Annotated in this window: 25 protein-coding genes; 12 read left to right on the top strand and 13 right to left on the bottom strand. The window is 57.5% G+C overall.

Annotation, left to right across the window (positions count from 1 at the left end; all coding sequences use genetic code 11):
• Positions 1-180 precede the first annotated feature (180 nt).
• The 3 genes from CMN55_RS00985 to proX all read left to right on the top strand — a co-directional run bounded on the left by CMN55_RS00985 (position 181) and on the right by proX (position 3427).
• Positions 181-1383 carry a quaternary amine ABC transporter ATP-binding protein gene (locus CMN55_RS00985; protein ID WP_293947647.1) on the top strand — a complete coding sequence of 401 codons (1203 nt, stop codon included), beginning with the start codon at positions 181-183 and terminating at the stop codon, positions 1381-1383.
• Positions 1380-2312, top strand: coding sequence for an ABC transporter permease (locus tag CMN55_RS00980; RefSeq protein ID WP_293947646.1), 933 nt, complete (start codon positions 1380-1382; stop codon positions 2310-2312). Before CMN55_RS00985 ends, CMN55_RS00980 begins: the two co-directional genes overlap by 4 nt.
• 77 nt (positions 2313-2389) lie before the next feature.
• A complete protein-coding gene (proX, locus tag CMN55_RS00975) occupies positions 2390-3427 on the top strand; it encodes a glycine betaine/L-proline ABC transporter substrate-binding protein ProX (RefSeq protein WP_293947645.1) in 1038 nt (345 codons plus the stop codon).
• Positions 3428-3763: 336 nt separating this feature from the next.
• On the opposite strand, the gene CMN55_RS00970 is transcribed toward proX, so the two are convergent.
• Positions 3764-6250 carry a cation-translocating P-type ATPase gene (locus CMN55_RS00970; RefSeq protein WP_293947644.1) on the bottom strand — a complete coding sequence of 829 codons (2487 nt, stop codon included), beginning with the start codon at positions 6248-6250 and terminating at the stop codon, positions 3764-3766.
• An 812-nt stretch (positions 6251-7062) separates the two neighbouring features.
• Here CMN55_RS00970 and CMN55_RS00965 point away from each other — a divergent pair.
• Together CMN55_RS00965 and CMN55_RS00960 are read left to right on the top strand one after the other, a co-directional pair.
• Positions 7063-7491, top strand: coding sequence for a universal stress protein (locus CMN55_RS00965; RefSeq protein ID WP_293947643.1), 429 nt, complete (start codon positions 7063-7065; stop codon positions 7489-7491).
• An 806-nt stretch (positions 7492-8297) separates the two neighbouring features.
• Entirely contained in the window at positions 8298-8465 is a 168-nt protein-coding gene (locus CMN55_RS00960) for a hypothetical protein (protein WP_293947642.1), read from the top strand.
• A gap of 95 nt (positions 8466-8560) precedes the next feature.
• Here the strand turns inward: CMN55_RS00960 and CMN55_RS00955 are convergent, their stop codons facing one another.
• Entirely contained in the window at positions 8561-9961 is a 1401-nt protein-coding gene (locus tag CMN55_RS00955) for a hypothetical protein (RefSeq protein WP_293947641.1), read from the bottom strand.
• 573 nt (positions 9962-10534) lie between these two features.
• Between CMN55_RS00955 and CMN55_RS00950 the strand changes: the two genes are divergently transcribed.
• Entirely contained in the window at positions 10535-10768 is a 234-nt protein-coding gene (locus tag CMN55_RS00950) for a hypothetical protein (protein ID WP_293947640.1), read from the top strand.
• A gap of 20 nt (positions 10769-10788) precedes the next feature.
• Here the strand turns inward: CMN55_RS00950 and CMN55_RS00945 are convergent, their stop codons facing one another.
• Genes CMN55_RS00945 through CMN55_RS00935 form a run of 3 tightly spaced genes read right to left on the bottom strand, consistent with a single transcriptional unit; the run spans position 10789 to position 11822 of the window.
• Positions 10789-11148 (bottom strand): hypothetical protein, encoded by a 360-nt coding sequence (locus tag CMN55_RS00945; RefSeq protein WP_293947639.1) that lies wholly within the window; start codon positions 11146-11148, stop codon positions 10789-10791.
• 35 nt (positions 11149-11183) lie between these two features.
• Positions 11184-11585 carry a DUF1249 domain-containing protein gene (locus CMN55_RS00940; protein ID WP_293947638.1) on the bottom strand — a complete coding sequence of 134 codons (402 nt, stop codon included), beginning with the start codon at positions 11583-11585 and terminating at the stop codon, positions 11184-11186.
• A 30-nt stretch (positions 11586-11615) separates the two neighbouring features.
• The gene (locus CMN55_RS00935) at positions 11616-11822 is read right to left on the bottom strand and encodes a hypothetical protein (RefSeq protein ID WP_150004854.1); all 207 of its coding nucleotides are present in this window, start codon (positions 11820-11822) and stop codon (positions 11616-11618) included.
• 270 nt (positions 11823-12092) lie between these two features.
• Between CMN55_RS00935 and CMN55_RS00930 the strand changes: the two genes are divergently transcribed.
• From CMN55_RS00930 to CMN55_RS16925, 3 genes are read left to right on the top strand one after another with little or no spacing between them, the layout of a single operon-like run.
• Complete coding sequence (locus tag CMN55_RS00930; RefSeq protein ID WP_293947637.1) at positions 12093-12644, top strand: ankyrin repeat domain-containing protein; 552 nt, start codon at positions 12093-12095, stop codon at positions 12642-12644.
• Positions 12637-12804 carry a hypothetical protein gene (locus tag CMN55_RS00925; RefSeq protein ID WP_293947636.1) on the top strand — a complete coding sequence of 56 codons (168 nt, stop codon included), beginning with the start codon at positions 12637-12639 and terminating at the stop codon, positions 12802-12804. Before CMN55_RS00930 ends, CMN55_RS00925 begins: the two co-directional genes overlap by 8 nt.
• Positions 12801-13148 (top strand): ankyrin repeat domain-containing protein, encoded by a 348-nt coding sequence (locus tag CMN55_RS16925; RefSeq protein ID WP_366931927.1) that lies wholly within the window; start codon positions 12801-12803, stop codon positions 13146-13148. The genes CMN55_RS00925 and CMN55_RS16925 overlap by 4 nt, the downstream gene beginning before the upstream one ends.
• Before the next feature lie 34 nt (positions 13149-13182).
• Here CMN55_RS16925 and CMN55_RS00920 read toward each other — a convergent pair whose 3' ends face one another.
• The 7 genes from CMN55_RS00920 to CMN55_RS00890 form a co-directional block, all read right to left on the bottom strand.
• On the bottom strand, positions 13183-14436 hold the full coding sequence (locus CMN55_RS00920) for an abortive infection family protein (RefSeq protein WP_293947634.1): 1254 nt from the start codon (positions 14434-14436) through the stop codon (positions 13183-13185).
• On the bottom strand, positions 14433-15311 hold the full coding sequence (locus CMN55_RS00915; RefSeq protein WP_293947633.1) for a nucleotidyl transferase AbiEii/AbiGii toxin family protein: 879 nt from the start codon (positions 15309-15311) through the stop codon (positions 14433-14435). Before CMN55_RS00915 ends, CMN55_RS00920 begins: the two co-directional genes overlap by 4 nt.
• On the bottom strand, positions 15299-16372 hold the full coding sequence (locus tag CMN55_RS00910; protein ID WP_293947632.1) for a type IV toxin-antitoxin system AbiEi family antitoxin: 1074 nt from the start codon (positions 16370-16372) through the stop codon (positions 15299-15301). The genes CMN55_RS00915 and CMN55_RS00910 overlap by 13 nt, the downstream gene beginning before the upstream one ends.
• A gap of 221 nt (positions 16373-16593) precedes the next feature.
• Positions 16594-17112, bottom strand: a complete 519-nt coding sequence (locus tag CMN55_RS00905; RefSeq protein ID WP_293947631.1) for a hypothetical protein — start codon at positions 17110-17112, stop codon at positions 16594-16596.
• Positions 17113-17204: 92 nt separating this feature from the next.
• Positions 17205-18626, bottom strand: coding sequence for a relaxase/mobilization nuclease domain-containing protein (locus CMN55_RS00900; protein ID WP_293947630.1), 1422 nt, complete (start codon positions 18624-18626; stop codon positions 17205-17207).
• Positions 18623-18982 carry a plasmid mobilization protein gene (locus CMN55_RS00895; RefSeq protein WP_293947629.1) on the bottom strand — a complete coding sequence of 120 codons (360 nt, stop codon included), beginning with the start codon at positions 18980-18982 and terminating at the stop codon, positions 18623-18625. The genes CMN55_RS00900 and CMN55_RS00895 overlap by 4 nt, the downstream gene beginning before the upstream one ends.
• A gap of 4 nt (positions 18983-18986) precedes the next feature.
• Positions 18987-19283: a hypothetical protein gene (locus CMN55_RS00890; RefSeq protein ID WP_293947628.1), complete on the bottom strand. Its 297-nt coding sequence runs from the start codon at positions 19281-19283 to the stop codon at positions 18987-18989.
• Between the two features lie 493 nt (positions 19284-19776).
• Here CMN55_RS00890 and CMN55_RS00885 point away from each other — a divergent pair, with 493 nt between their 5' ends.
• The 3 genes from CMN55_RS00885 to CMN55_RS00875 all read left to right on the top strand — a co-directional run bounded on the left by CMN55_RS00885 (position 19777) and on the right by CMN55_RS00875 (position 22958).
• The gene (locus tag CMN55_RS00885) at positions 19777-21624 is read left to right on the top strand and encodes a type IV secretory system conjugative DNA transfer family protein (RefSeq protein ID WP_293947627.1); all 1848 of its coding nucleotides are present in this window, start codon (positions 19777-19779) and stop codon (positions 21622-21624) included.
• Between the two features lie 96 nt (positions 21625-21720).
• Positions 21721-22482 carry a pentapeptide repeat-containing protein gene (locus tag CMN55_RS00880; RefSeq protein WP_293947626.1) on the top strand — a complete coding sequence of 254 codons (762 nt, stop codon included), beginning with the start codon at positions 21721-21723 and terminating at the stop codon, positions 22480-22482.
• Positions 22479-22958, top strand: coding sequence for a hypothetical protein (locus CMN55_RS00875; protein ID WP_293947624.1), 480 nt, complete (start codon positions 22479-22481; stop codon positions 22956-22958). The genes CMN55_RS00880 and CMN55_RS00875 overlap by 4 nt, the downstream gene beginning before the upstream one ends.
• A gap of 102 nt (positions 22959-23060) precedes the next feature.
• On the opposite strand, the gene CMN55_RS00870 is transcribed toward CMN55_RS00875, so the two are convergent.
• On the bottom strand, positions 23061-23963 hold the full coding sequence (locus tag CMN55_RS00870) for an ArdC family protein (protein ID WP_293947623.1): 903 nt from the start codon (positions 23961-23963) through the stop codon (positions 23061-23063).
• Positions 23964-24254 lie beyond the last annotated feature (291 nt).

The following is a 24254-nucleotide window of genomic DNA, read 5'->3' as shown; positions in this document are numbered from 1 at the left end:
CTTTGCGGCCTCATATCCATATAATGGTCATCACCAAGCGGGACTCGCCTGCTTTGGCGTACATCGCCATGTGGATATTCGCCCGACGCCTCGCGTCGACAAAAACTAAGCCTGAGGGAGAACTCCGATAACAATTTGTGCCGTCTCGGCATAAATTTTATTTGTTCAATATTTATATTCATGAAGCCGAAAATTTACGGAAATGGACTATACAAAATCTTCGGGGGCGACGCCACAACTGCCATCGATCTGCTGAAAGCAGGGCAAAGCAAGGACGAGATATATGCCGCGACAGGACAAACTGTCGGTGTGCGTGATGTTTCCTTTAAGGTCGCCGAAGGCGAAATCTTTGTCGTCATGGGACTGTCCGGTTCCGGAAAATCCACGCTGGTGCGCATGATCAACGGCCTGATCAAGCCAAGCGCCGGTGAAATCCTCATCGATGACGTCAATGTCGCCGACTGCTCCGATGAGCAGCTTCGCAACGTGCGGCGGAACAAAGTTGCGATGGTGTTTCAGCACTTCGCCCTTTTCCCTCATAAAACCGTCGCCGAGAATGCCGCTTTCGGCCTCAAAATCAGAGGCATGAAAGCTTCAGAACGCCGGGAGCGGGCGCAAGCCGCGCTGGAACAGGTCGGCCTCGGCGCGCGGGGCGACAGCTATCCGGACGAGCTCTCCGGCGGAATGCAGCAGCGCGTCGGCTTGGCGCGCGGCCTGGCGTCGGAGCCGGAAATCCTGCTGATGGACGAACCCTTCGGGGCGCTCGATCCGCTCATCCGCAATGATATGCAGCAGGAGCTTCTCGAACTCCAGCGGACGCTCAAGAAAACCATTGTCTTTATTACCCATGACCTCAACGAGGCCTTGGCGCTCGGCACCACAATCGCCATCATGCGCGATGGGGTGATTGCCCAGACAGGCACGGCAGAGGAAATCGTCGGCTCCCCCGCCGACGATTATGTGGCCGCTTTCACGCGTGATATTGACCGCTCGCAGGTCTTTGCCGCCGCCTCCATCGCCCGACCGGCGACACCTCTCGACCTCGCAACGGATAATGCCGAGGTCGCCATGACACGGATGGAGGAATTGGGGATCGATGCCGTGCATGTTGTCGATGATGGCAAGCTTGCGGGTATTGTCAGCTATCGCGCGGCGAGCGCCGCCCATCGTGACGGTCTCGATCTTAAAGACGCCCTGACCGATGATTTTCCGACGGCATCACCGGAATCCCTGCTTAATGACCTCTATCCGCTCGCTGGCACAGAATATCCCATCGCTCTGACAGACGAGAAAGGGCAACTCACCGGCATTGTCCACCCGCAAGATGTGTTTCAGCAGCTTGCCAATGAAGAAGAGGAAGAGGAGGAGAAAGAAAAAGCATGATCAGCCCATCCGACTTCCTGTCGCTGCCCTTTGATGACTGGGTGAATATTTTTGTCCGGGACTGGCTTGTGCCAAATTTCCGGCCGGTCTTTCGCGCCATGCAATGGCCTGTTACGCAGGTGTTGAACGGCCTGTCGACATTCTTCAATGCGACACCCATGCTTATCTTTACCGCTGTCCTGTCACTTATCGCCTGGCGAACGTCCGGCCGCGGCGTTGCGATTTTCTCGCTTATCGCCCTCATATTTATAGACCTGATCGGGTTGTGGCCGGAAACCATGACCACCTTGGCTATGGTGATTACGGCGGTTTTCTTCTGTGTCGTGATCGGCATCCCCTTCGGCGTGATGGCTGCCCGCAGTGATATTTTCCGCACTATTCTGCGCCCCATCCTCGACGTCATGCAGACAATTCCCTCATTCGTCTATCTGGTGCCCATCGTCATGCTCTTCGGTGTCGGCGTTGTGCCGGGGATTATTGCAACGATCATCTTTGCCTTGCCGCCCATCATCCGGCTGACCGATCTTGGCATTCGCAATGTCCGTGAAGACCTGATCGAGGCGGCTACCGCCTTTGGCGCCACCCCCTGGCAAATGCTGGTCGAGGTGCAGTTCCCCCTCGCGATGCGCACCGTTATGGCGGGCCTCAACCAGACACTCATGCTGGCGCTCTCCATGGTGGTGATTGCCGCGATGATTGGCGCCGGAGGTCTTGGCCTGACGGTGTTCACCGGCCTTGGCCGTCTTGATGTCGGTAATGCGACGGCCGGCGGTGTCGGCATCGTCCTGCTTGCCATCATTCTCGATCGTATCAGCCAGTCACTCGGTGAGGCCCGCGCCATGCGCGGCCCGTCGCTTCTGGCGACCATTCGGTCATTGTTCTCGCTGCGGGCAAACAAGCCCCCGGCGGAAGTCGAAAGGGCAGGCTAATCCCGCCCCGCCGCGTCTTGCGCGGTTCCCATGTCCCCATGTTTCGGGGACGCAAGAAGAATACAAGGAGACTATTCATGAAGAAATCATCCATGTCGCGTCTGTTAGCCCTTGCGCTGTCGGCCAGCATCCCGCTTGCCGCTCCGGTCGCGATGGCCGCAGAAGGCCCGGGTGCAGGCACCACTGTCAAGATGGCCCAGGCCAGCTGGGATACCGGTTGGTTCCCCGCCCAAATCTATAAGCAGTTGCTGGAAAAGCTCGATTATACTGTCGAAGGACCGACAACGCTCGACAATCCGCCCTTCTATCAGGCCGTGGCCCAGGGTGATCTCGATTTCTGGGTTAATGGCTGGTTCCCGACGCATAATTCCTATGAAGATACATATTCACAGGGCGCTGAGCTTGTCGGCGCTGTCGCCAAGGGCGGCGCACTCGAAGGCTATCTTGTCGACAAGGCCTCTATCGAGAAATTCAATATCAAGTCGCTTGCGGATTTCAAGCGCGACGAAGTGAAGGAAGCTTTCGACCGCGATGGCGATGGCAAGGCCGACCTTGTCGCCTGCCCTCCGGGCTGGGGCTGTGAAATAAACATTGCGCATCACCTCGAAGCCTATGGTCTGCTTGATCATGTAAATCCGATCAAGGCAAGCTACACCGCCTCCATGGCCGATGCTGTCGCAGCCTATGGTGAAGGCAAGTCCATCCTGTTCTATACATGGACACCGAACTGGACCGTGGACACGCTGAAGCCAGGCGAAGATGTCATGTGGATTGAGGTGCCGGAAGTGAATCTGCCGGATGCCATGAAAGATCTCGAAGATGCCGCCACCGTTGAAGGTGTTGAAGGCTGCGTCAACGATCCGTGCAAGCTGGGCTTCCCGGCCAATGATATCCGGCCCGTCGCCAACAGCGAATTTCTGGATGAAAATCCGGCCGTCCGCGCACTCCTCGAAACGGCGTCCATTCCGATTACCGATATTTTCTCCCAGAACGCCAAAATGAATAATGGCGAGGGTGATCCTGAAGATGTCGCGCGTCATGCAAGCGAGTGGATTGAAGCCCATGCCGATCTCGTCGATGGCTGGCTTGAAAAGGCGCGTGCCGCCGCCAACTGATCTCATCTCGTGATCAACATCAAAAGCGGCGGTGCAGAAATGCATCGCCGTTTTTTTATTCTCACTGGCCAACATGCTGTTACTGTAAATCAAAATCTTTCCATATATCAGGTGCCCAAGGCCCCGACATTCAACTATGAGGCTCGCCAGCCGATTGCGTTATTTTTTATGGGTTCCTGCATGTAAAAAACGGCAGAGTTTGACGATGCGAGCTTCATGTTATGGTCCCGTTCGCCATGATTGCGCACGGTTGATGACAGGACACCACCTATTTCTGTGTATTGTATGTCAACCAGACTGATATCGGTGCTGAACGCATCGTCCCGGAACACTCTTTCAAGAATCTGAACGAGGCTTATGGCTATAATGCACAAAGGGAAACAAAACTGACAGCAAGCCAGCGGCAAGTCCCCCGCTAGCGGCAAATAACCAATCATTTCCACGCAATGGGGTCAGATGCAGAAGAACGGCAATTGCCGGAATCTGCACGAGTACAAGCGCGGAAAGGATCGCCGCAGCCGCGATGCCTATGGCCGCCTTGGTTGAAAAACGGCTCAACCCTGCCGTCACGGTGGCGCTGGCGACGATCAATACCACCATCGCCATTGTTCTTGCATGTGCTACGTCCTGCCCCGAGCCAAGACTTCGTTCATACCCGAGAACTACGGCCAAAGTGATGATTGCGCCAACCAAGCTGATAATCGTCCATTCTCGCCAATCGAAAAAATGACGCTTGCGTTCTCTCCCTACCGGCTTCAGCTCGTTACGTGATGGCAATTGCTGAAAGACCAGAAGTGCCGTCGGGTGGATGATCAACTCGAGCCAGACGATATGCACCGGCAGATAGAGGAGCGGAAAGCCGGCGAAAGGGATGAAGGCCGCCGTGACGACGAGCGGAATGTGTATCATCAGAAGATATGCGAAACTCAGCTTCAGATTGTCGAAAAGTTGGCGGCCTTCTGAAATGGCATGGATGATGGTCCGGAAATTGTCATCCAAAAGCACAATCGCGGCGACCTCGCGAGCCGTGCGCGTGCCGCGTTCACCCATCGCAATGCCAATGTCCGCTCCCTGCAGTGCGGGCACGTCATTCACCCCATCCCCGGTAACAGCTACGATTTCTCTGGACTGCTGCAATGCCTTAACGAGGTCCAACTTCTGTGCCGGGACGGCGCGCGCAATCACATCTATGGTGCGTAATCCATAGGCCCCATCACGATCGAGCAACTCATCCAAATCACCTCCCTCGATAACCCGAGGGCTCGCAGGGCCGATGCCGATTTCACTGGCGATCGCGCGCGCCGTTGCGGGGTGGTCGCCGGTGACCATGATGACGCGAATGCCGGCATGCTGCGCGTTCGCGACGGCTGCGGCGACACCTTCGCGCACCGGATCCTCGATTGCCAGCAATCCAAGGAAAATGTAATCGCGATCCGGCTCGCCTCCGGTCCAGGCATCGGCCGCTATGGTCCGCTCACAGCAGGCGATGACTTTGTGACCGCTGGTTGCGAATTCTTGCGTCTTCGCTTCCCACTGCGCTTGTTCTTCCGGTGTCAGGCGCGACATCTGGAGGATTGTTTCCGGCGCCCCTTTTGCCGCACAAAAGACAACCCCGGACGGTATAGTTATGACGGCAACTTCACGCCGACGATCCTCCGTGAATGGGAATATCGCCAATGCCGAGCCTTCAGCCTGTACAGCGCGCTCCAGAATTGCGATATCGAGCGGATCGCCGCTTCCTGGGCGCGATGCCGTAGCGGCCGCGCGCAGCAGACGCTCATCAGTGATCCCGGCTGCCGGTTCCAAATGAGCGAGATGCANCCGTCCATCGGTAAGCGTTCCTGTCTTATCGGTGCAGATACAGGTAACGCGCCCGATATTCTCAACTACTACAGCGCGCCTGACCAACGCCTGGCGCCTGGCCAGTCGATAAACCCCAACACCCAAAAAGAATGCGAAAACAACCGGAAATTCCTCTGGAAGAGCAGCCACCGCCAGTGTCACGGCGGTCACAATGGCATCGATGAGTCCATGCCCCTGATAGAAGCGTGTCGCAGCAAGTGCTAAACAAACAACGCTGGCCGCGACGACAAGAACCTTAACAAGCGATCCGATTGCCTGCTGCAGTGGAGTCCGTTCATGTCGACCAATCTGGGCAGACCGAACGATTTCACCATATAATGTGTCCCCACCGGTGAAGATCACGCGCAATCGCGCTTCGCTCGTAAGCAAACGTGTTCCTGCAAGGCCCCAATGGAGGCTATCAACGGCAATGTCTCCAGCTCCGATAAGTTGGTCGACGAAAGGTGATTTTCTCACGGGCATCGCTTCCCCCGTCAGAGCCGATTCATCGATTTGCAGGCCATTCCCTGCCACGATCACACCATCCGCCGGGATAGGCTGGCCTTCTCCAACTACGATCAAATCGCCCGGCACCAGGTCAACGGCCGGGACATACATCACGGCGCCGTCACGTATAACGGCTGCGACCGTCGCAAGTCGGGCTGCCAACCCCTCGATCGACGCCTGGGTACGTCTGTGCAGATAGGCATCCATCCCTGCGATGGGCAGAAGGGCGATGGCAAGAATAATGGCTTCCGTATAATCACCGAGCCACGTGAAGAGCGCCGACGTTCCGGCGAGGAACCAGATCATTGGGTCACGAATCGTATCGCGCACGAGATCGGCCCATCCCGTCCTCGGCGACTCGATGATGACGTTGGAACCGTAACGGACGCGCCGTTCATTGAACTCTGTAGCCGTCAGTCCACAAGCGCCGTCCGTCAATCTTTCGATGCGATCTAAAGGCACCAGCCGGCGCATATCAGCATCCTTTCAATTTTGGTGGGAATAGCAGCATTTGTAGGCGTTCTATGTACCACGCAAAAGGTTAGGCAACGCCGCACCACAGGTCAGGGTCAGCCGAGCGGTGCTTGTACCCCGATGGACCCTTCCATCGTTTCAGCGTGTCCGCTTTCAGACTGGGATGGGCTAGCACGCGATCTTTCGCCACTTCCGTCGTCGTTAAATGTTTCGCCGATCAAACGGGAGCCTCGAGAGTCGCCTCGGAGGCTAACAACGCGAATAGAGCAACAAGAGATCCGGCCTTTTCCCCACGTCATAGACGATCAGCCCTATTACAACCGTCATCGCGCAGCTAAACAGCTCAAGGAATATCATAGCTCCGTCATCTGGATTATGATCGACGTAACGCCTAACCCCGAATAGCAGTAAATCAAATACAAAGCCGATGATCGCACTCGGTCGGCAAACAAAAACGCCAAATCTTACGCACCGACAGAGCAATAAGCTCTCACATCATACGCAGTCCAATGAGTGAGCCGACAACATAACCTAACAAACATGCATCACTCGTGCATTGTCCTCGATAATCAAGGCGACGACAAATGCAATAGCAAGAGTTCAATGGCACACTCTAACGAGTGTGATCCCAGACATACACATTATATCGGTGTTCGTTCCCATTATCGCCCCTGCGAAAGCATTTTTTATCTTTATGGACGGAAAGCCGCTTGCGAACATTGATTTGGATCAAGTGCGTTATGCGAGAAAGTCTATAGAATATTAGGAAATATTGTTGTCTTTGTAGACTTTTAACAGCAAAAGAGGCGCAGGTGTTCAAATCAATTCTTGTTCCTGTTGACGTTGCGCATCGCAGCAGTTGGGAGCATGCACTGCCGCAGGCGCTCGAGCTTGCCGCAGCAGCAAAGGGGACAGTCACAATTATGACTGTCATTCGCGACATGAAGATCATGTTCGAAGGGGTATACTTCACTTTTCAAGTGGAACAGATGTTGGAGGGTGCACAAAGCAAGCTGTCCGCTATTATTTCTGAGCAAGCCAAAGATGGCGTAAAGATAACCTCGGAAGTGCGCATAGGAAGCATTGGCCGTGAAATCCTGTCCGTGGCGAAGGATCGAACGATTGATCTGATCTTGATGGCATCGCATCGACCGGAAATGCGAGATTATCTCATAGGGCCAAATGCATCCTTCGTTGCACAGCACGCGGACTGTTCCGTTCTCGTGCTGCGACACCAATGAACATTCAATAAGTGTGAGGGGCGCTTTATCCATCCTACATGTTGTTGAAGCGCGGGCCTATTTGAGTGTGGAGGACAAGGAGCCCTTTTTGCGTGCATCTGCTCTGCTTCCGGAGTTGATTTGTTGGAGAGGGCCGTTAACGCAGAAACGCCGCCAAGTTATTGACCTGGCGGCGTTTATATTGGTTGCGGGGAGAGGATTTGAACCTCTGACCTTCAGGTTATGAGACGGATGCGCCACGATTCAAGTTATTGTTTTTATTTAATAAAAAACACTTTCAATAATTCCTGTGTGAGATTTTGTGCGAGTCACTCACACATTTTTCAAACCACCTGATTCATTTTTTTATCCTACATAACTTATTGAATCTGCACAAGTTTTTCGTTTCGCTTCGCCTATATGACTGCTCTGAATCGCCTTTTTGTGCGAATTTCGCCGATTTTGGCCAATTTTGAGCCTATTACACGCCTGAGACAGTCAGCTCATCCCTACGCGGAAACCCGCCTCTTTGGGCGTGAATCGGCCCAAAATGCCCGCTTCCGATGGAGCCGCCGTCGCCCTCACCCATGCCGGGGTGGCGGCGTCTCAAGGAGAAGCAAGATGCTGCCTACTTTGGTGGAGAGCCTGAGCCCTCTCAGGCTTAGAAAGGAACCGGCAATAAGATTTGTGATATGTTAGCACATACCGAAATCCGAGCTTCGGGGGTCGGGGCGGGTTCGACTCCCGCCACTGTACTAGTGCTGACCGCCTCAATTGTAACCCTCAGCCTCATCGGAAGATGCGGCGACAAACTTAAGGAGGCGCACATGAGAGAAAATCAGCGCAAAAAGTCTAAGAAATCGAGGTCTAAGACCTGCACAGTGAAGCATCGTTTAACGACTCTGGCAAAACCACTAGCCTATATCTTCGATATCGTATGGGCGATTGGCGCTAGCGTGGTGGCGGTGATGGCATCTCCGCTCCTGATCCATTGAAAGGGCCGCGTACGCGCGGCCCTTTCCAATTCCACAATCCACCCCCACCTGAGCCCAGCGACAGAAGTGCAGCTAGGCGCTTCAACCCAAACCCACTATTTCACGGCCTCAAGCTCACGGCTCGCCTTTCGTGCAGCTTCCGCCATTGGGTGCCTGAAATAATGCTCATTCAAAATCTTTCGCAGCGATGCCTGCTTGGCTTTATCAGCATATGCCTTCAGCCCCTTTCCATCGAGCCAACCTAACGAATAACTTTCAAAATCTAGCTGTTGTTTTTTGAGCCACTTTAGGGCGCTGTCCGTAAATTCTCCATTCGACCAGATTTCAAAACGGATAGTCTTCTCTGTAAGGCCATCGCGTGTGAGAATTTTTTGAATTAGCGGAATCCGATCCGAGTACCATTTTCTGACCTCCGTCTCGCTCACGCGTGATCCTGGCAGTTTGGCTTTGCATTCAAGCACGAGAAGGCTTTTGTCATCTCGATTTAGTTGGACGTCTATCTCCGCTTCGCGACCAGTTTGAAGATCGGTACACCTCTCGCCACACGTTAGGAACCCGCCGTCAACGTCTTTCACCAAACTTCCGATGACCAACTCGAAGAGCGTGCCGCGCAAATTATCCGCTGCGCCCTGGACCTTTGTAAGGCTCTGGAGAATGGAATCGAGATGACCCGGATTGACTGATGCTGTTGCTCCTGCGTCTGTCAGAACAGCGACGAGGTTTTTCAACGCCTCAGCTATCTCGTCACCAAACAGGTTTTGCAACGTGATCGCCAGAATGCCCTTTCGCTTTGCAAGATCGAATGCCGCCGCTGAAAAAACATGGCCAATGAGGAGAGGCATAATCGGGCCGACATTCGATGGAGCTGAAGCCATATCGCACTTGCGGACAAAGGCCTCTGCTTCCGCTTCGTTTATGGTGTCCGTCAGATTGATATCACATACAAGGAAACCCGGCTTTGCCTTGCCGTCTTTCACCGAAATCAGCGGTCGAAAATACGAAGGCGCAGTCAAGTCCCACGAGATGCCAGATACTACCGGGGCAGGCTCCTCAAGCCGCATGGCGAAACGGCCGTAGCTGCCGAAGCCAATACGGCGGGCCCACTCCTTCACTCCGTGTAGTGCAATATTTTCTGCGAGTAGGCGGGCCCTTACTGTTGGGATTGCCTCGCGGACATAGGAGAGAGGGCGAAACTGGACGTAGGTGCCATCACCGTCTCCAACCTCGACCTCTTCAAGCAGATTGATCGCGCTTAGCCGTTCAAAGATTCGATCGGGAGAAAGCTGTCTTGTTCTCGCTGCGGGGGCACCTGTCACTCTGGCAAAAAGCCCCTTCGGACATCTGCCGCCTCTAGCAAGCAGATTAACGACGGTTGCCCAATAGGTCTTGCCAGCCTGGTGAAATGCTCCTTCCAGCCCGCGCCAAAAAGCGTCGGTACCATACTGGTCCGGCAGATAGATGAAACGCGCATTTTTCTCGAAGCGAACACCGGCCAAGCGCTCAACGTCTCCCAGTGATCTTTGCACCCTTTTTCTTGCTGCACTCTCTGACGCACCATCCGATACCATGCGGGCGATAACATCAGAGGTGAGACTTGGCCCGTTGGCCTTTAGCAAGTATTCAACTGAGTCGATGGCTTGTCTCCAGCATATGTCACACTGCTCTATTTATAAAATCTTCTCTTTAGTCCGGCCTCTTTTTTTCGACAAGTCGACGAAATCATCTTTTCACATTTAATATCATATACTTAACAAAGTGCCAAAACAGGCAGAAAACGGCAATCTGTCCACTCAGAATGTCCCCGACCAGGCTTCATGAGTTAGCCGCTGCCCTCTTACTTCGCTGATCATTCTTCCCTTTTATCTCAGGCTCGCGTTCCGCGCGGGCCTTTTTCCTTCGTTCTGGCGCACCGCCCTGCGTGCGCCGCAACTGGCTGCCGCGTAAGCGGCATAGGCCAGTCCTTCTCTTTCGTTCCGGTCCTGACGGATGCGGCTCTGGGCGGAGCGCTTCTTCCGGGCGTCATCAAGGCCGCGACGGTCGCGGCTGGAGAGACGAGAAGGAGAAGACCAATGACCTATCGGATGAGCTGCGAACAACTCCACGGCCTGTCGATCAGGGAACTGAGCGCAATGTTCAAAATGGCACGTAAGGCAGTGATCTCGACACGGCCCTGCACCGCCGAACACGCCGAAGCCGTCGCGGCGATGCGCCGGATCGCCAAAGTCATCGCATACAAGGATGCGCAGATGCGCGCCTTCATCCCGGCACCCCGCCGGATCAAGGCACCGAAGCCGGGGCTCTAAGCCCCCGCCTTATGGCGCTGTCACAACAGCGCCATTTGGATGTTGGTCGGGTCTTTGATGCCATAGACCTCTCGGGCCATGCGGATGGTGGCTGTGCCCTGAAAGATCGGCTTGCAGTAGCGGTCGGGAACAACCGTGTTCCAGTCCGCCCAGATTTTGAGGCCAGCAGCCTGGAAGGTCAGGGACATATCGCCGGGGCCGCCGCTGCCACCATAGATACCGAGTTCGTATTCGAGTGCGGCCTTCAGTTCTTCGTCGGTCATTCCGCGTTCGGCGCGCTCTTTCCAGCGGCCCTCGGACTGGGAAAAACCATTCGTGGCTTTCTTGAAGGCATAGAGCTTGTCCTCGTGCGACAGCTCGCGGGGTTCCTTAACGGTCATAACAAATCTCCATTCGTGAAAATGAAGGGGGCCGCCTAAGCGGCCCCCGTGAAGCGGTGGCCCTGCCGGAGGCAGTTGTTCAGCCACAGATTCAGAAAATCGTTCAGCTCGCGCTTGAGCTGCGGCACGACCTTGCCGGGCGCGGGATAGACTTCCCTGTAGATCGGCGGGATCGCCTGCTGGAAGGTCAGCGCCTCGGCCATGGCCCGCTCGGGATAGATGCGGATTTCCATGTCCGGGTCGGCGCAAAGGTCGCCGTTCTGCTGGAAATAGTGCGAGAGCGCGATGACGATGGTGTCGGCCCGGCGTTCCAGCACGTCCATGTTCAGGTCCATGAACGGTTCGCCGATATGGCTTTTGTCGTAGCCCTTGCCGGATTGGATGGCGGCGATTGCGCCCAGCCGGTCCAGCTTCCTGTAAATGGTCTCGTAAAGCATTGGTGTTTCCTCCTTGTTGTTGGGGGCCGCTTATGCGGCGGCCCCTGCTTTCGGTTGATTGCGGCAGACGAAGATGCGGCCCGGTGCGCTGGGAACGACGGTGAGCACCTGACGGAAGCTCTTGCCGTTCTTGGTCGGCCACTGCGCCCCGATGCGGGTCCAGGGCGCGTTTTCCCTGTCTGGCGCGAACCACACGATGTGGCTGGGGGCGCTGGTGTTGTTGGTGTTCTCGCTCATGTCGATGTCCTCCATCGTTGGGGTTGAAGTCCGAATAGGGCTCAGAGGAAGCCGTCGTTGGAGGACTGGACGGCAAGGCCGCGCGCGCGAGTTGGTGCGGGCAACACGGTCGCGGTGAAGCGCGCCGCCTGCTATGCTGGCGGGGAGCCTTGCGGACAGTCCCAGACGGCTAGAACAGGCCGTTTCAGGAGGACGAAACCCGGCGGTGGACGGGCTACGTGCGAGAGCCCACACCAGCCGCCGCGAGGCAGGGTGTGAAAGGCCAGACGGGTGACTGAAAACGCGGCTCAGCTCGGTGCAAGATTGTGGAAGGCGATAAAGGAAGGCGACCTTCAAAGGTGCCGTGCGCTCGTCCTGGCCGGGGCCGATCTCGCCGTAACCAATGACGAAGGCTGGACGGTGCTGCACGTGGCCGCCACGGTGGAACACCCGGCGATCACGCGGCTGCTGCTGGAATCAGGCGTGCCGGTCGGCGCGCGCATCAAAAAGGGCGGCTGGACTCCGCTCCATGTGGCCGCAGCGAACGGCCATGCGGAGACGGCAAAGGCGCTGCTGGATGGCGGGGCCGATGTCAACGCAAAGGCAAGCGCGGACTTCACGCCGCTGCATGTGGCGGCCTGGTACAACCGGCTGGGGGCTGCAACGTCGGTGCTGATGCAGCACGGCGCGGACCCGGAGGCGAAAACCGAAAAAGGCCGGACGGCTGCGGAGCTGGCGCGCCACAAGGATCACCCCGGCGTCGAGGTCCAGATCATGGCGCTTGAAGCGGGACTGCGGAGCGGCTGGATCGAGGGTCAATCGGAACGCGACAAGGATGGGTAAAGAACGGGACGAGTTGATCCGCCGCTATGGCGGCGTGCCGATCTCCGAGGAACAGCCCTCCGATGCGGAGCTGATGCGGCGTTACATCGAAAGCTACTCCCGCAGGGGCCGCCTTCCGCCAGAGGTAGAGGCGCTTCGCCGGGACATGGGCAAGACGTGAGAATCCCATTCCGGCATGGCGAGACAATCCTGCATATCGCAGCCCGCCGAAACTGGATGGTGCTTTGCCAATGGCTGCTGTGCTTGGGCGTGGATGTAAATCGGACAGATATTCTCGGAAGGACTGCACTACACCACGCTGCTCAGCATAATGCAGTAGATGCAGCAAATTTCTTGGTCGAACGGGGAACGGACCTCGACGCGAAGGATTGGCAACAGCGGACAGCGCTGGAGCTAGCCGAGACCGGGCGCAGTGAAGCTATCTCGAATTTGATCCGTGAAAAACGCAGTCTGGCGCACGCTCAGTACGTCAAGGGACTGAAGGTCCAGCGGAGCCGAAAGTGACGCGCTATTCCTTCCTTGAAGGCGAAGAGCTAGCTTAGTCCTTCTGTGAAGGGCCGCGCTGATGGTGCGTGTCTGTGACGAAATCGATGAAGGCAACCGCCGCGCCTACAGCAAGGCGCGCATGTCTCGGTTCCAATCCCCGGTGCTTGCCATCTCGGCCATGACCGGAACCATAAAGACCACGCAACTCCGCAAGGTACCGCGTCAGGGCCGAAAGATTCCGTAGGATTAGTCGAATAGTCTCAGCGCCCTTTGCCTCGTCAGAAATTCCCTCGGGAACTAGTTTTAGTTCCTTAGCCAAGAGCTTGGTAAGTTCGGGCAAATCAGCCTTACGCGAAAAATCCACCCCCCTCTTCGACAAAATGCTTTTGCAGCATGTCTCGACAAGCTCCTTGGCAGTTCCGATAGCCAGCGCTGGATCGCGTTCAACTGCGTTTTCAAGCCGTTCGATCTCCTTCTGCATCCAGCCTGCATCGAGCGCATCAGCCACCGAGCGCGCCCGAGAAACCGAACGTCCTCCAGTGACCTGCACTGGCTTGGCGACAAAGCGAGGCCGGCCTGCAATCTTCTCTTCCTCGACGAGGTGCCACCCTTCGGGCCGGAGCTGGTCATTGAAATGCTGAACCAGCTTGAGGGCCTCATTGCGATCCGGGCGAACAACCGGGTGAACCATCTCACATAAAAAACGAAGAAAGGTCTCTGTCGGCCCCTTCAAGAGGTCAAAGCGTGAGTCATCATAAATCCAGTCGTCAGGCCAATCTTCAGGGTTGTTCACCCGATGTTGCCAAATGTCTCCGGATGCATTTTTGAAACGGCTGTCGTAGGATGGAAGAGATTCAAGATCGTAGAGACGTTGCAGGAACTCAACGTCTTCGAGACGGCCGCTCCAAGCGATCTGGTCGATTTTCAGGCCATCGATGATGTTTTGGCGCGTAGGACGCGACACATCTCCCTTGGCGTGCCGCCACTCAGGACGAGGATCGACCTTAGGGGTGATTTTTACACCGTACCAGTCGCTCGTGTGGCGTTCGAGGACAGGCTTCAGTCGATTATCGATCTGTTCCTCAATCGCTTCGCGGCTAGCACCAAGCTGGGCGTAAAAGGTTGGATCAACGAGCAGATAAATCGTCCATATCGTTGTGCCCCCATTCCAGTTGTCATAGCCGGTCTCTTCGACCCTAGGTGTGGAAGTGCGTAATATTTCCGCTGCATCGGTCATGCCTTCTGCTGTAAGCATTTCCGAAACAGTCGCCAGATAACTCTCCGGGTCTTCTGCTAAACTCTTCAAGAGGATTGCCCCTCGCCTCTAAGCCCCAACGCGCGCAGCCACGCATCGACCTGCCCAAAGGCGTCTTGTTGCCACTGATCTGGCGTGCGCCCCTCCAAAATATCCGTGTCCTCGACAAACTGTTTGACACACGTGGGGCCATAGCCGTCCACCTCATCAAACTTGGCGGCAATACGTTCAAATCCAAGCCTCCCGTTTTCGTGGTCGAGGAGAGGACGACAGGCTTCTGCTAGTGCATCAATGCCGTCAGGGTAGTTGCGGACGCAGTAGTAGATGTCATAAGCATCCTTTTGCTTGTGACGGCCATTGATGGCATGCCCCTTCATCGCCAGCAATGCCGGTATCGAACAAACAGCCACCTCGACGGAGTTCTTGCCTCCAGCAGGCATTGGTCCTGTGATCGCAACCATTTGATAAAAATGCAGAGCGAGATCAGCACCATCGGCTCTCTGCACAGCAAAATTACTGATTAGAGGCGGAACATTTTTCACAATGTCGGCGTCTCGTGGCATCAGGAAATCGACAATAATGTCGATAGGTCCACCTTCGCCGGGCACTTGGCGAACGAGTTGGAAACGACGCAATTCTTCTCGCTGCTCATAACCTTGTTCTTTCAGCGCGTCGATCAGATTGGCGTATTCGCCATCTCCTAGAGCTTCCGCATCCAGGCTAAGATCGACATCGATTGTGCCGACATGTGCCATGTCGGCATCCCCGAGGAGCAGCCAAGGTACAGCACCGCCGACAACGGCGAACTTGCCGCGAAAACTTCCCAGGATTTGGCCGATCTCCACCAGCACCGCCCTTACAGCAGCGGTGGTTCGGTCATCATAATTGGCTGCGGATTGCGGTTCCGGCGGGTTTACTTCTGCCATTTCAATTCCTCCCGACGAAGATGATCCGCTGCCTCCCGGCCTCGCTCGCCTGCTGAAGCGAGGTCAAGATAAGTCCGTGCAGGACTCGTGCAGAAGATTCCTGGGGCTGGCTCGGTCGTGTCGGTGAGAAGCCAACTATCCTTCGGAAGAGTAATGACTACGTTCTCGCCCTTAGATGTTGAAGACAATCTAAGTTCTTCCTTTAGTCGCTCTAGCCCAATGTCATCAGCGTAGAAGAAATTTGACCCGGTTCTGGCGTAGGGCGCCAACCAATGCGCGGCAGAGAATGAGGCCAATACAGCGTGTGCTTTGTCGGCTCCCACACGAAGCACTCGCCGAACAGCTTCATCAAACGAGCTGCCATGTAACGGTGTGTAGAAACGGAGCTTCTTGCCAGCAGGCGGTTCATAGTCTTCTTGCCATGCGTCTAGCAGAGAATCCGGCTCCGCGAGAAACATCCCGTCGGAATCAGCCTGCGCCCATTCACGATCCAACAAAGCAGCTCTCACGTTGCTGACATGGCCGAGGCTAACCTCAGCCGCCTCGGCCAGTTCGGCTACGCGCCATGCACGCTCAGGATCACGAAGCATCACGAGCAAGACCTGAGCAGCTTTAGGCTTGAAGAGAGACTTCAACTCCCGCTTCTCGGCCGGAGGGGCTCTCCCGACAAGACGCTCAATAAAGACCCCCTCAAAGGTGATGTAAGCATTGCCCTGAAGGTCCATAAAACCAACGCCATGCTCGCGACATAGCTCCTGCGAGTCAGGTGATAAGTACGGCGCTACAAAGATGGGAGTTGCGTTACCCTCTACGTGAGCAACGTAATTGCGCAGCTGAAGCACCGCAGACCTGACATGTCGCGGCTGACCGTTGGCCTTCACTTCGCAGACAAGCGTGTGCGGATGATTAAACGCACGAAGACGCACGCGTATATCGATCCCTCGGTCACCATGAAATGCTTCGAGTTCGACATCCTCTAGGATCACAGGCGGTATTTCGCCCAAAAGCTCTTTAAGCTTTTCGGCGGCTTGGATCTCTATCTCTTTCATTGATTCTGGCATTTTCAACATTCGCTGAAAATACTCGAACCAGTGAAAATTGTCAACCGGACTTCACTGAAAAAGCCCTTTTCAGCAGTTGTTGAAAGGGGTATTTTTGGTGAAAAATGACATTGGAGACCGCCTTCACCACTCCTAACAATACAAAATATATCATATTTATCAATTTAATAGGGGATTCTTAACAAATCCCGCCATCGGCTCGTGAAGAAGGCAAAACACGTCTATTTGGGCGATTTCGGCCTCTTCTCAGGCTCAGGCCCATCCGGCTCCAAATTATCCGGCCCAAGCACTTGCCCCGGATCAATGTCCATCTCGTTCGGGTCGAGCCGCGCATAAACCCGCATATCGCCGATGCCGGGGGCGTAAAAGGTTCTTAGCAGCTCGCCCGCGTCTGTTGGCACCCGCTCCCCGGGCTTGACGGTGATCGTGTCTTCTTCCGGCTCCGGCGGTTCCTCGTCCCAGCCGGGATTGTCCTCGGCGAAGGCGTACTCATCGACGTAGTCGTCATCGTGCGGTGTCTCCGGCGCATCCTCAGGCGGCGGGGCAAATGCCTGCGCCCAAGGCGGCTCCCATGGTGGCAGGGCCTGCTGCGCGGCCACCCATGGCGGGGTCCATTCGGATTCGTCAGGCGGCGCTGCGGGTTGTGGTACAGGAAACCATGCCGGATCAATCTTGATCGGCTCCGGCCTCGGGCCGCGTGGCCGGGCGAACCAGTTGAACAACGCACGGACACCAAGCAAGCCGGTCAGCTTGTTGAACAGCCCTTTGAGGCTGAACCGCGTGACGGGTTGTCCGCTCCTGCGGTCCTGCTCCTCCCGTCGGGAAGGACCGCTTATCGGTCGTAGCCACCGCCACGGTCAGGGGGCTTGCTATCGGGCGGTTGCGGGTCTCGGGCGCGGTCCAGCTCTTGCTGCCGGGCGCGTTCCTGATCGCGGCGGTGCATATCTTCAAGCTGGCGATGCTCGCGCTCGAAGGTCGTCTCCATTTTGTTGCGGGCCTGCTCGCGGTCGCGCAGCAATTCTTCCATGCGGGCTTCGCGACGTTCAGCATCGCGGACATCCCGATCTTTCTCACGGCTTTGCCGTTCGTCATAGCGGTCACTGATCCGCTTCGGGTCGAGACGGTCTTTGAGCTTGTGCTCGAACCGTTCAATACCTTTGCCCGGTTCCATCTGTTTCCAGTCCACCTTGCGCTCGATATCGCGCTGTTCCTGAATCTGGCGCTTGACCAGATCCATCTCGCGCGCGATCCGCTTATCCCAATCCGCCTCGAAGATTTCGCGGCGACGGTCGTGGTTCTGGTTTAGCTCGGTGCGGGCCTCTGCAAGGGCCGGATCGTCGGGCGCAAGGATCGGCAATGCCTCTTGTGACTTTGCCGAAGCCTCTGCCGTTCCCCGGCCTTCCTCTGCTTCCTCTCGGCCCGAGGCGCTGCGGCGGGCATCACGGCGCTGCTCCTGTAGCTCTTGCGCCTCGGCAACGCTCGGCAGGTTGGCCGGGTCGATATCCTCGATCTTCTCACGGATGGCTTTTGCCTTGGCGGATGTGACCTGCCGGTTGAGGCTGTGAACATCGCCAGCGATATCGACCAAGACGAACACGCGCTTGTCGCCATTGGCGAGAACGTAGCCGTGATCCTCCAGCGCGTTTTGGAATGCCTGGCCGTTGTCGGACTGTTCATAGAGGGCGGTGATCTCGGCCTTGCGCGCGATGGGGTCGAGCCCGCTGCGCTCGGACTGTTGCCACTCCATCCGGTTCATCTTGGCGACGGGCCGGTCCTGCGACTTGTCGCGCTTGTAATGCGCGCCGGGCACGTGTTCGTGCCCGAACTCCTGTTCAAGCTGGTGGGATGCGCGTTCATGGGCGAGATAGTTGTTGCTGTCGGATCGCAGGGTCATCGTGTCGATGTCGGTGCGCGCCCATACGACGTGAATATGCTCGCGGCCCTTCTTCTCGTGCAGCACCACCACGCGGGGCTGGCCTTCAAGGCCAAGCTCTTTTTCCAGCACGGACACGCAACGGTCCCATTGCTCCGGCGTCATCTTGTAGTCGGTGTGGGGATCGATATTGGCGTGGTAGAGCCCCTTCTTGCCCCGCGTGCCCGATGCCAGCGCCTGCATGTCAGCAAGCGCCGCATTGAGGTCTTCGATGGCGACGCCGTCGTAGCCGAGGACGAGGACACGCTCGTTCGTGTCGCCGCGCATCAGGTGCTTGGCGAGGCTCCGTGGTGCTGCCCGGCTGCCGCCCTTGATAATCACGGCGTCCTCCCGAGAGCTTGCAGGATGGCGGCGCGCATCTCGGCGATTTCGACCGAGGCGGCCTTCATGTCATCGACAAGGCCGTAAGGGTCATCGCCGGTATTCAGGGCGCGGGCGATCTGGTTGACGTTGCTGCCCAGCTTGCCGATCTGCCCCAGCAGGCGGACAAGCTCCTGCCGCCGGATGGGTGGCTTGCGGGCGGCGCGGGGGCCGGGACTATCAAGGGCGGCAGCGCGCAAATATGCGCCAAGGGCAAGGCCGGTTTTATCGGCAGCGGATTTGAGGAGCGCGTGCTCCTCGTCGCTCAGGCGGACATGCGCGAGCTTCTGTCGTCTGCGCTTCTCGCTGCCCGCCATCCGGTCAGCCTTCCCCTCGTGGCGGGAGCAAGGGGTCGCCACCTGAGCGGATCATAAGCTGGATATATGTCCCAAGCGGGACTCCGCACGAATTGGCGCAACGGCGGAGAAAGTGACGCTCCTGACAGGACAATCCCATCATCAAGGCGATGTCGTTGCGCAGATAAGGCGCCTCATCCAGCAACTCGCTAAGAAGCTCAGGCAGGTTGTCCATACGCGCCTCCGTCACGCCAAGTGCGCATCCAAGGACGCCCTCCTTGGCAGAGTCCAGCACGGTTGCTGGTGCGGGTTCAGGGGGCATACCCCTGACGCGGGTTGAGGGGGTGCGCTATCCCCTCGCCAGGTTCCAAGGGCGGCGCGCCTTGGTCGTCATGTCGGGGCGAAACCCGACGCCGCATCCAACCGAAGGGGTTGGCCGGTCCAGCACGGTTGCTGGTCGATGCCGCTGTCGAAACAGCGGTCTGGGTTCAGGGGCGAAGCGTCCTGACCGGGGATGCAACGGGGCCGGAGACCCCCTTGCCAAGCCAGGCACGCGTGCCGAAACGACACCGTCGATTCGGGGCCGGGCCGGTCGTGCGGTTATACCGCACATGGCTTGCCCTTCACCTTATGGTATATTTCAGGCTATCACATATATGGAAAATGTGCGACACTTGCCGCTCGCTTTTGTAGCCGATTTTGGCCGCCGGAACAACGCGCGAACGCCCTGACACCGGGGCCTGCACCGCGCATATCGCGGTCCGTTGGCATGGCCTGAGAAGCCATGACACGGCCCGCTCATCACGGGAGCCGCGATGAAAACGCAGACCCGCGAACTGGTCACGATTGCCGGAATCTTCGTCGGGATTCCGTTCGCGGCACTGCTGTTGCTCAAGGGCGATCACGAGCTGTGGTGGGAGCCCCTCGCCATGGCATCGCTGGCAGCCGGAATGCTCTTCACGGCGCTTGCCGTTCTCTCGATGTTCGGTATCCCGAAATCACCCGAAGACACCGCCCAAGAAGACGAGGAAGAGGACGACGATGAAGCGCGCCCCAGATGGAAACATGTCCGTCTGTGGCAACTCTGCGCCGGGCTCGGCATTCCCTTCCTGCTCTATGCCGACGCCGTTACCGGCGATACCGGCAACTTCAACCGCATGTCGGACAGCCTCGCCTTCTGGCCGGGGATTGCCGCGCTCGGCTATCTCGCGGCCAGAATCGTCTGGCGCGCCCTCGTGGCATTCTTCGGCGGCGAGGAAGAAGAGCTGCAACCGACCACCCACGGCTCGGCCCGGTTCGCCACGGACAAGGAAATCAAAAAGGCCGGACTACTCGCCAATGCGGGCGTCTATCTCGGCCAGTATCCGAACCTCAGCAATGATGGGCTGTGGTTCGATGGCGACGGGCATTTGATTACCGTGGCCGCGTCCGGTGCCGGTAAGGGTGTCTGCTCGGTTATCCCGAACCTCCTCACTTGGGAAGGATCGGTCATCTGTAACGATCCAAAGGGCGAGAATGCCGCAGTCACCGCGAAACGACGGCGCGAGATGGGGCAGGAAGTCCATGTCCTGAACCCATGGGGCCTGCATGCAGGCCCGCCATGGGACTTGCCCTGTTCGGCCTTCAATCCGCTCGACTGGCTCGACATCAATAGCGACGATGTGGGCGACGATGCCGCCATGATGGCGAACGCCCTCGTGCTCCGCGACAAGGGCACGTCGGGTGTGGAGGGTCATTTTGCCGATGAGGCGGAATCCCTGCTGACCGGCCTGATCCTCTATGTCGCCTTCATGGAAGAACCGGATCGGCGCAACCTGCTCACGGTGCGCGAGCTGATTACCCAAGCCCCGGAAGACTGGACCGATCTGCTGCGCAAGATGTCGAAGCTGGTGCAAGCGGACGGGCTGATTGCCCGTGCCGCCAACCGCTTCCTCTCGAAGTCGGATCGTGAAGGCCCGGCGGTGCTCTCGACCGCGCAACGCCACACCAATTTTCTCGACAGCAACCGGATGCGGCTGGTGCTTGGGTCGTCGGACTTCGACCTGGCGGACCTCAAGCGCAAGCCCATGACCATCTACCTCTGCCTGCCGTTCGAACATGTCAGCGGGCAGTTTGCCCGCTGGCTTCGGTTGATGATTACGCTGAGCCTGACGGCGCTTTCCCGCACCAAAGGACCATCTCGCCCCGGCGTGCTGTTCCTGCTCGATGAGTTTGCCGCGCTCGGGCATCTGCGCATGGCCGAACGCGGCATGGCCGAAGGGCGCGCTTACGGCGTGAAGATGTGGCCGATCTTGCAGGACCTGAATCAGCTCAAGGACAATTACCGGGACGGTTGGCAAACCTTCATAGGCAACGCCCGCATCATCCAGTTCTTCGGCACGGCGGATTTGTTCACGGCGAAATACGCCTCGGACATGCTCGGCAAGACCACGGTGTGGGCGAGCGGATCGAGCGGAGACAGGGAAAGCACGAGCGAGGCAGGTCGCCCGTTGATGACGCCGGATGAAGTGATGAACATGGGGCCGGATGAGGAACTGCTGTTCTTCCGGGGTGGCCTGCGACCGATCAAGGCGCAGAAGCTGCCCTACTTCCTATCCAGCCTGAAGGACCACGCCGATCCGAACCCAATGGCGGAAGAGCATTTTAATCAGGCCGGAAGCTAATCATTAAACACCGGATATTTAACAATTAATTGCGCCGTTAATATTAGATTCTACTTCGGCGTGTATAATATCTCCTATACTATACGGGAGATAATCATGGAGATATTCAAACAACAAAATCCGTTTGATATTAAAATCATTTCAGCCGACGGAACATTTCTCGGGGTTCTGGAGTTCGCCTCCGTCAAAGAGCTCTGCAAGCACCTCCGCCACAACAACCTGCCCGATGGGCAGGTTTTTTGTTTGGCGGGTCTGGACCTGAGCGGCGGCTATTTGCGGCAAGCCAGACTGACCGGTGCGAACTTGACCAACTGCAATCTCGAAGGGGTTTGCCTGAGCGGCGCAAACCTCGCCGGGGCAATCCTCGACGGCGCAAATCTCAACGGCGCATCGCTCAAAGGCGCATCGCTGCGCGGCGCTAGTTTGAAGGGGGCCAAACTGGTCGCGGCAGGCATGTGGTGGGCCGATCTTGAAGGCGCAAACCTTGAGGGCGCGGACCTCCGGCACGTTAACCTCAACGGCGCGGGCGTCGAGGGTGCAAACCTTGCCGGTGCCGATCTCGGCGCTGGTGCGCTGGCATGGGTGGATTTCGAGGCCGCCAATCTCGAAGGGGCCAGCCTGCGCAAAGCCTATGTGCGGGCGGCGTATTTCCGGCGAGCGGATTTACGCGGGGCGGATGTCTCGGGGGCCTGCCTCGACGGGGTAGATTTCCGCACGGCCTATATAGAAGGAATGCGGGTCGATGATGCCGATCTGCGCGGCGTCCACGTCGTCTCGGAGCAGATGCGCGGAACCGTGGGCACGCCTGCTGTTGCACCGCCGGTCACGGCGGAACAGGTCGAGCAGAGTGTCTCATGACCGGGCAGACATGGGTGGTCTGCGGGGCGGAGTTTATCGAAGGCGATGTGATCCGCTGGCATGAGGGCGTGTTTCAGTCGAGCCGCTACGACCGAAAACACCGGGTGAAGGTCGGCGAACGCAGCATCACAGCCCAGGTGCTGTTTGATCCGACGGACCAGAACGAGCTGCTGGAGCTACAGGTATTGGCGAGCGAAGGCACGAACCCTTTCAAGCCGGATGAGTTGCTCCGCCGCGCACGGCGGACGGTCAGCCACGAGGACACCGAGCGTCTGGCGTGGTCGGATGAAAAGGCACGGGCATCGGTGCTCGATTCCCTACCCGAGGCGCAGCGTAAAACAATGCAGGCTGCACAGACACCGGCAACGAAGCCAATGACGCAACCGTCACCGACAAGAACGGTGCCGCCGGTGGCAACCGGCGCACCATGGCGCAGGCGCAGAGCAAGCGCCGGAGCCTACGCCGCGAAACCGTAAGCGGCGGATTTGCATTTTGCGAGTATTGGCAAAATGCCATCGGGCCGGGCATATCCCGGCCCGAAAATTTAGGGGTTGGGTCGGGCGGGAAAGAAGGGCCGCCTAAGCGGCGGCCCGATCATCTTCTTTTTTTGTCTGCAAACCCTGCAGAAAGTCTGCGGCGCGCTGGGCATGAGCGGCGGCGGTGAAGATCGCGCGCTTGTCGTTCTTCAGCACCTTGAGCCATGAGCCGATATAGGCGGCGTGATCCTCGCGAACCTCGGGGGTAAGGCCAAGGTCAGCGGCAAGGAAGGCTGAACCAAGCTCGGCAACAAGCTCTTCCATGGCGTAACCTTCATCGCCAAAGCGCTTGCGGCCAAAGTCGCGGTCAAGGCGCTTGGGGTGGCGCGTCCAGTGGGTGGTTTCGTGGGCCAGGGTGGCGTAATAGCTCTCGGCATCGCGGAAGGCCTCAAAGGGCGGCATTTGTACATAGTCGGAACTGACAGCGTAATAAGCCTGATTGCCACCATGCCGGATATCGGCAGAGGTCGCGGCAAAGAACTTCTCCGCATGATCGATACGCTGGACCGGATCAAGCTGCGGCTCGGCCACGGCATAGAAATGCGCGGGCAAACCCTCGACCTGCTCGACGTTAAAGACGGAATAGCCCTTCATGAAGGGAATATCCCGCTCCTCTTCCTTGCCGGTATCTACGTCAAGCTCGGTGCGGGTGATGGTATTGGCATAGACAACAAGTGAGCCCTTCTCGCCCTTGCGCACATGCGCGCCAAGCTCCTTAGCCTGTTTGAAAGTCATCCAGATCGGCGCGGCAAAACCACGCTCAACGGCGGTTGCCCAGAGCATCAGGATATTGATGCCGTTATAGGGCTGACCGTTATGGCGTAGCGGTCGTGTAATCCGCCCGGCTGCGTGCTCGGCGTTCCATGGCTTGAGCCATGTACGAACGCCTTGCTCAAGGTCAGAGACGATCTTGTCAGTGATACGGGTATAGACATCAGCTTTCATTGCCTTTGCTCCTTTTGGTTAGTCGCGGTTGCGCTGCTGCTGCAACCGAACTAGCCACGCGGCAATGAGCGGGGTGAGGCCGTCACAGGCCGTCCGCCGTGGGAGGGGGATCACCCGACCTGCACGGCAACGAAGTGGACGGAAGGTTGGGGAAACCCCGGCGGACGCCCGCAGAGAAACGAAGGGCCTGGCCTTGACGGCCAAGGGGCCGCAGGCCCCAAAAAAAGACAAAAAAGAAACGGCCAAAGGCCGCTCATCCGGGGCGGCAGAGCCGCCTAAATGCGCGAGGGA

Source organism: Sneathiella sp. (assembly GCF_002694385.1).
Lineage (GTDB): Bacteria > Pseudomonadota > Alphaproteobacteria > Sneathiellales > Sneathiellaceae > Sneathiella.
This window is presented reverse-complemented; position numbering and strand designations above follow the sequence as displayed.

Coding starts and splice junctions, on each gene's coding strand:
- CMN55_RS00940 (WP_293947638.1), bottom strand. CDS start 11,585: ATGCTTTACGAGACCATTTACAGGAAGCTGGACCGGCTGGGCGCAATC.
- CMN55_RS00950 (WP_293947640.1), top strand. CDS start 10,535: ATGACCTATCGGATGAGCTGCGAACAACTCCACGGCCTGTCGATCAGG.
- CMN55_RS00985 (WP_293947647.1), top strand. CDS start 181: ATGAAGCCGAAAATTTACGGAAATGGACTATACAAAATCTTCGGGGGC.
- CMN55_RS00895 (WP_293947629.1), bottom strand. CDS start 18,982: ATGGCGGGCAGCGAGAAGCGCAGACGACAGAAGCTCGCGCATGTCCGC.
- proX (WP_293947645.1), top strand. CDS start 2,390: ATGAAGAAATCATCCATGTCGCGTCTGTTAGCCCTTGCGCTGTCGGCC.
- CMN55_RS00925 (WP_293947636.1), top strand. CDS start 12,637: ATGGGTAAAGAACGGGACGAGTTGATCCGCCGCTATGGCGGCGTGCCG.
- CMN55_RS00960 (WP_293947642.1), top strand. CDS start 8,298: ATGAGAGAAAATCAGCGCAAAAAGTCTAAGAAATCGAGGTCTAAGACC.
- CMN55_RS00945 (WP_293947639.1), bottom strand. CDS start 11,148: ATGACCGTTAAGGAACCCCGCGAGCTGTCGCACGAGGACAAGCTCTAT.
- CMN55_RS00980 (WP_293947646.1), top strand. CDS start 1,380: ATGATCAGCCCATCCGACTTCCTGTCGCTGCCCTTTGATGACTGGGTG.
- CMN55_RS00935 (WP_150004854.1), bottom strand. CDS start 11,822: ATGAGCGAGAACACCAACAACACCAGCGCCCCCAGCCACATCGTGTGG.
- CMN55_RS00880 (WP_293947626.1), top strand. CDS start 21,721: ATGGAGATATTCAAACAACAAAATCCGTTTGATATTAAAATCATTTCA.
- CMN55_RS00910 (WP_293947632.1), bottom strand. CDS start 16,372: ATGCCAGAATCAATGAAAGAGATAGAGATCCAAGCCGCCGAAAAGCTT.
- CMN55_RS00870 (WP_293947623.1), bottom strand. CDS start 23,963: ATGAAAGCTGATGTCTATACCCGTATCACTGACAAGATCGTCTCTGAC.
- CMN55_RS00915 (WP_293947633.1), bottom strand. CDS start 15,311: ATGGCAGAAGTAAACCCGCCGGAACCGCAATCCGCAGCCAATTATGAT.
- CMN55_RS00875 (WP_293947624.1), top strand. CDS start 22,479: ATGACCGGGCAGACATGGGTGGTCTGCGGGGCGGAGTTTATCGAAGGC.
- CMN55_RS00890 (WP_293947628.1), bottom strand. CDS start 19,283: ATGCCCCCTGAACCCGCACCAGCAACCGTGCTGGACTCTGCCAAGGAG.
- CMN55_RS00885 (WP_293947627.1), top strand. CDS start 19,777: ATGAAAACGCAGACCCGCGAACTGGTCACGATTGCCGGAATCTTCGTC.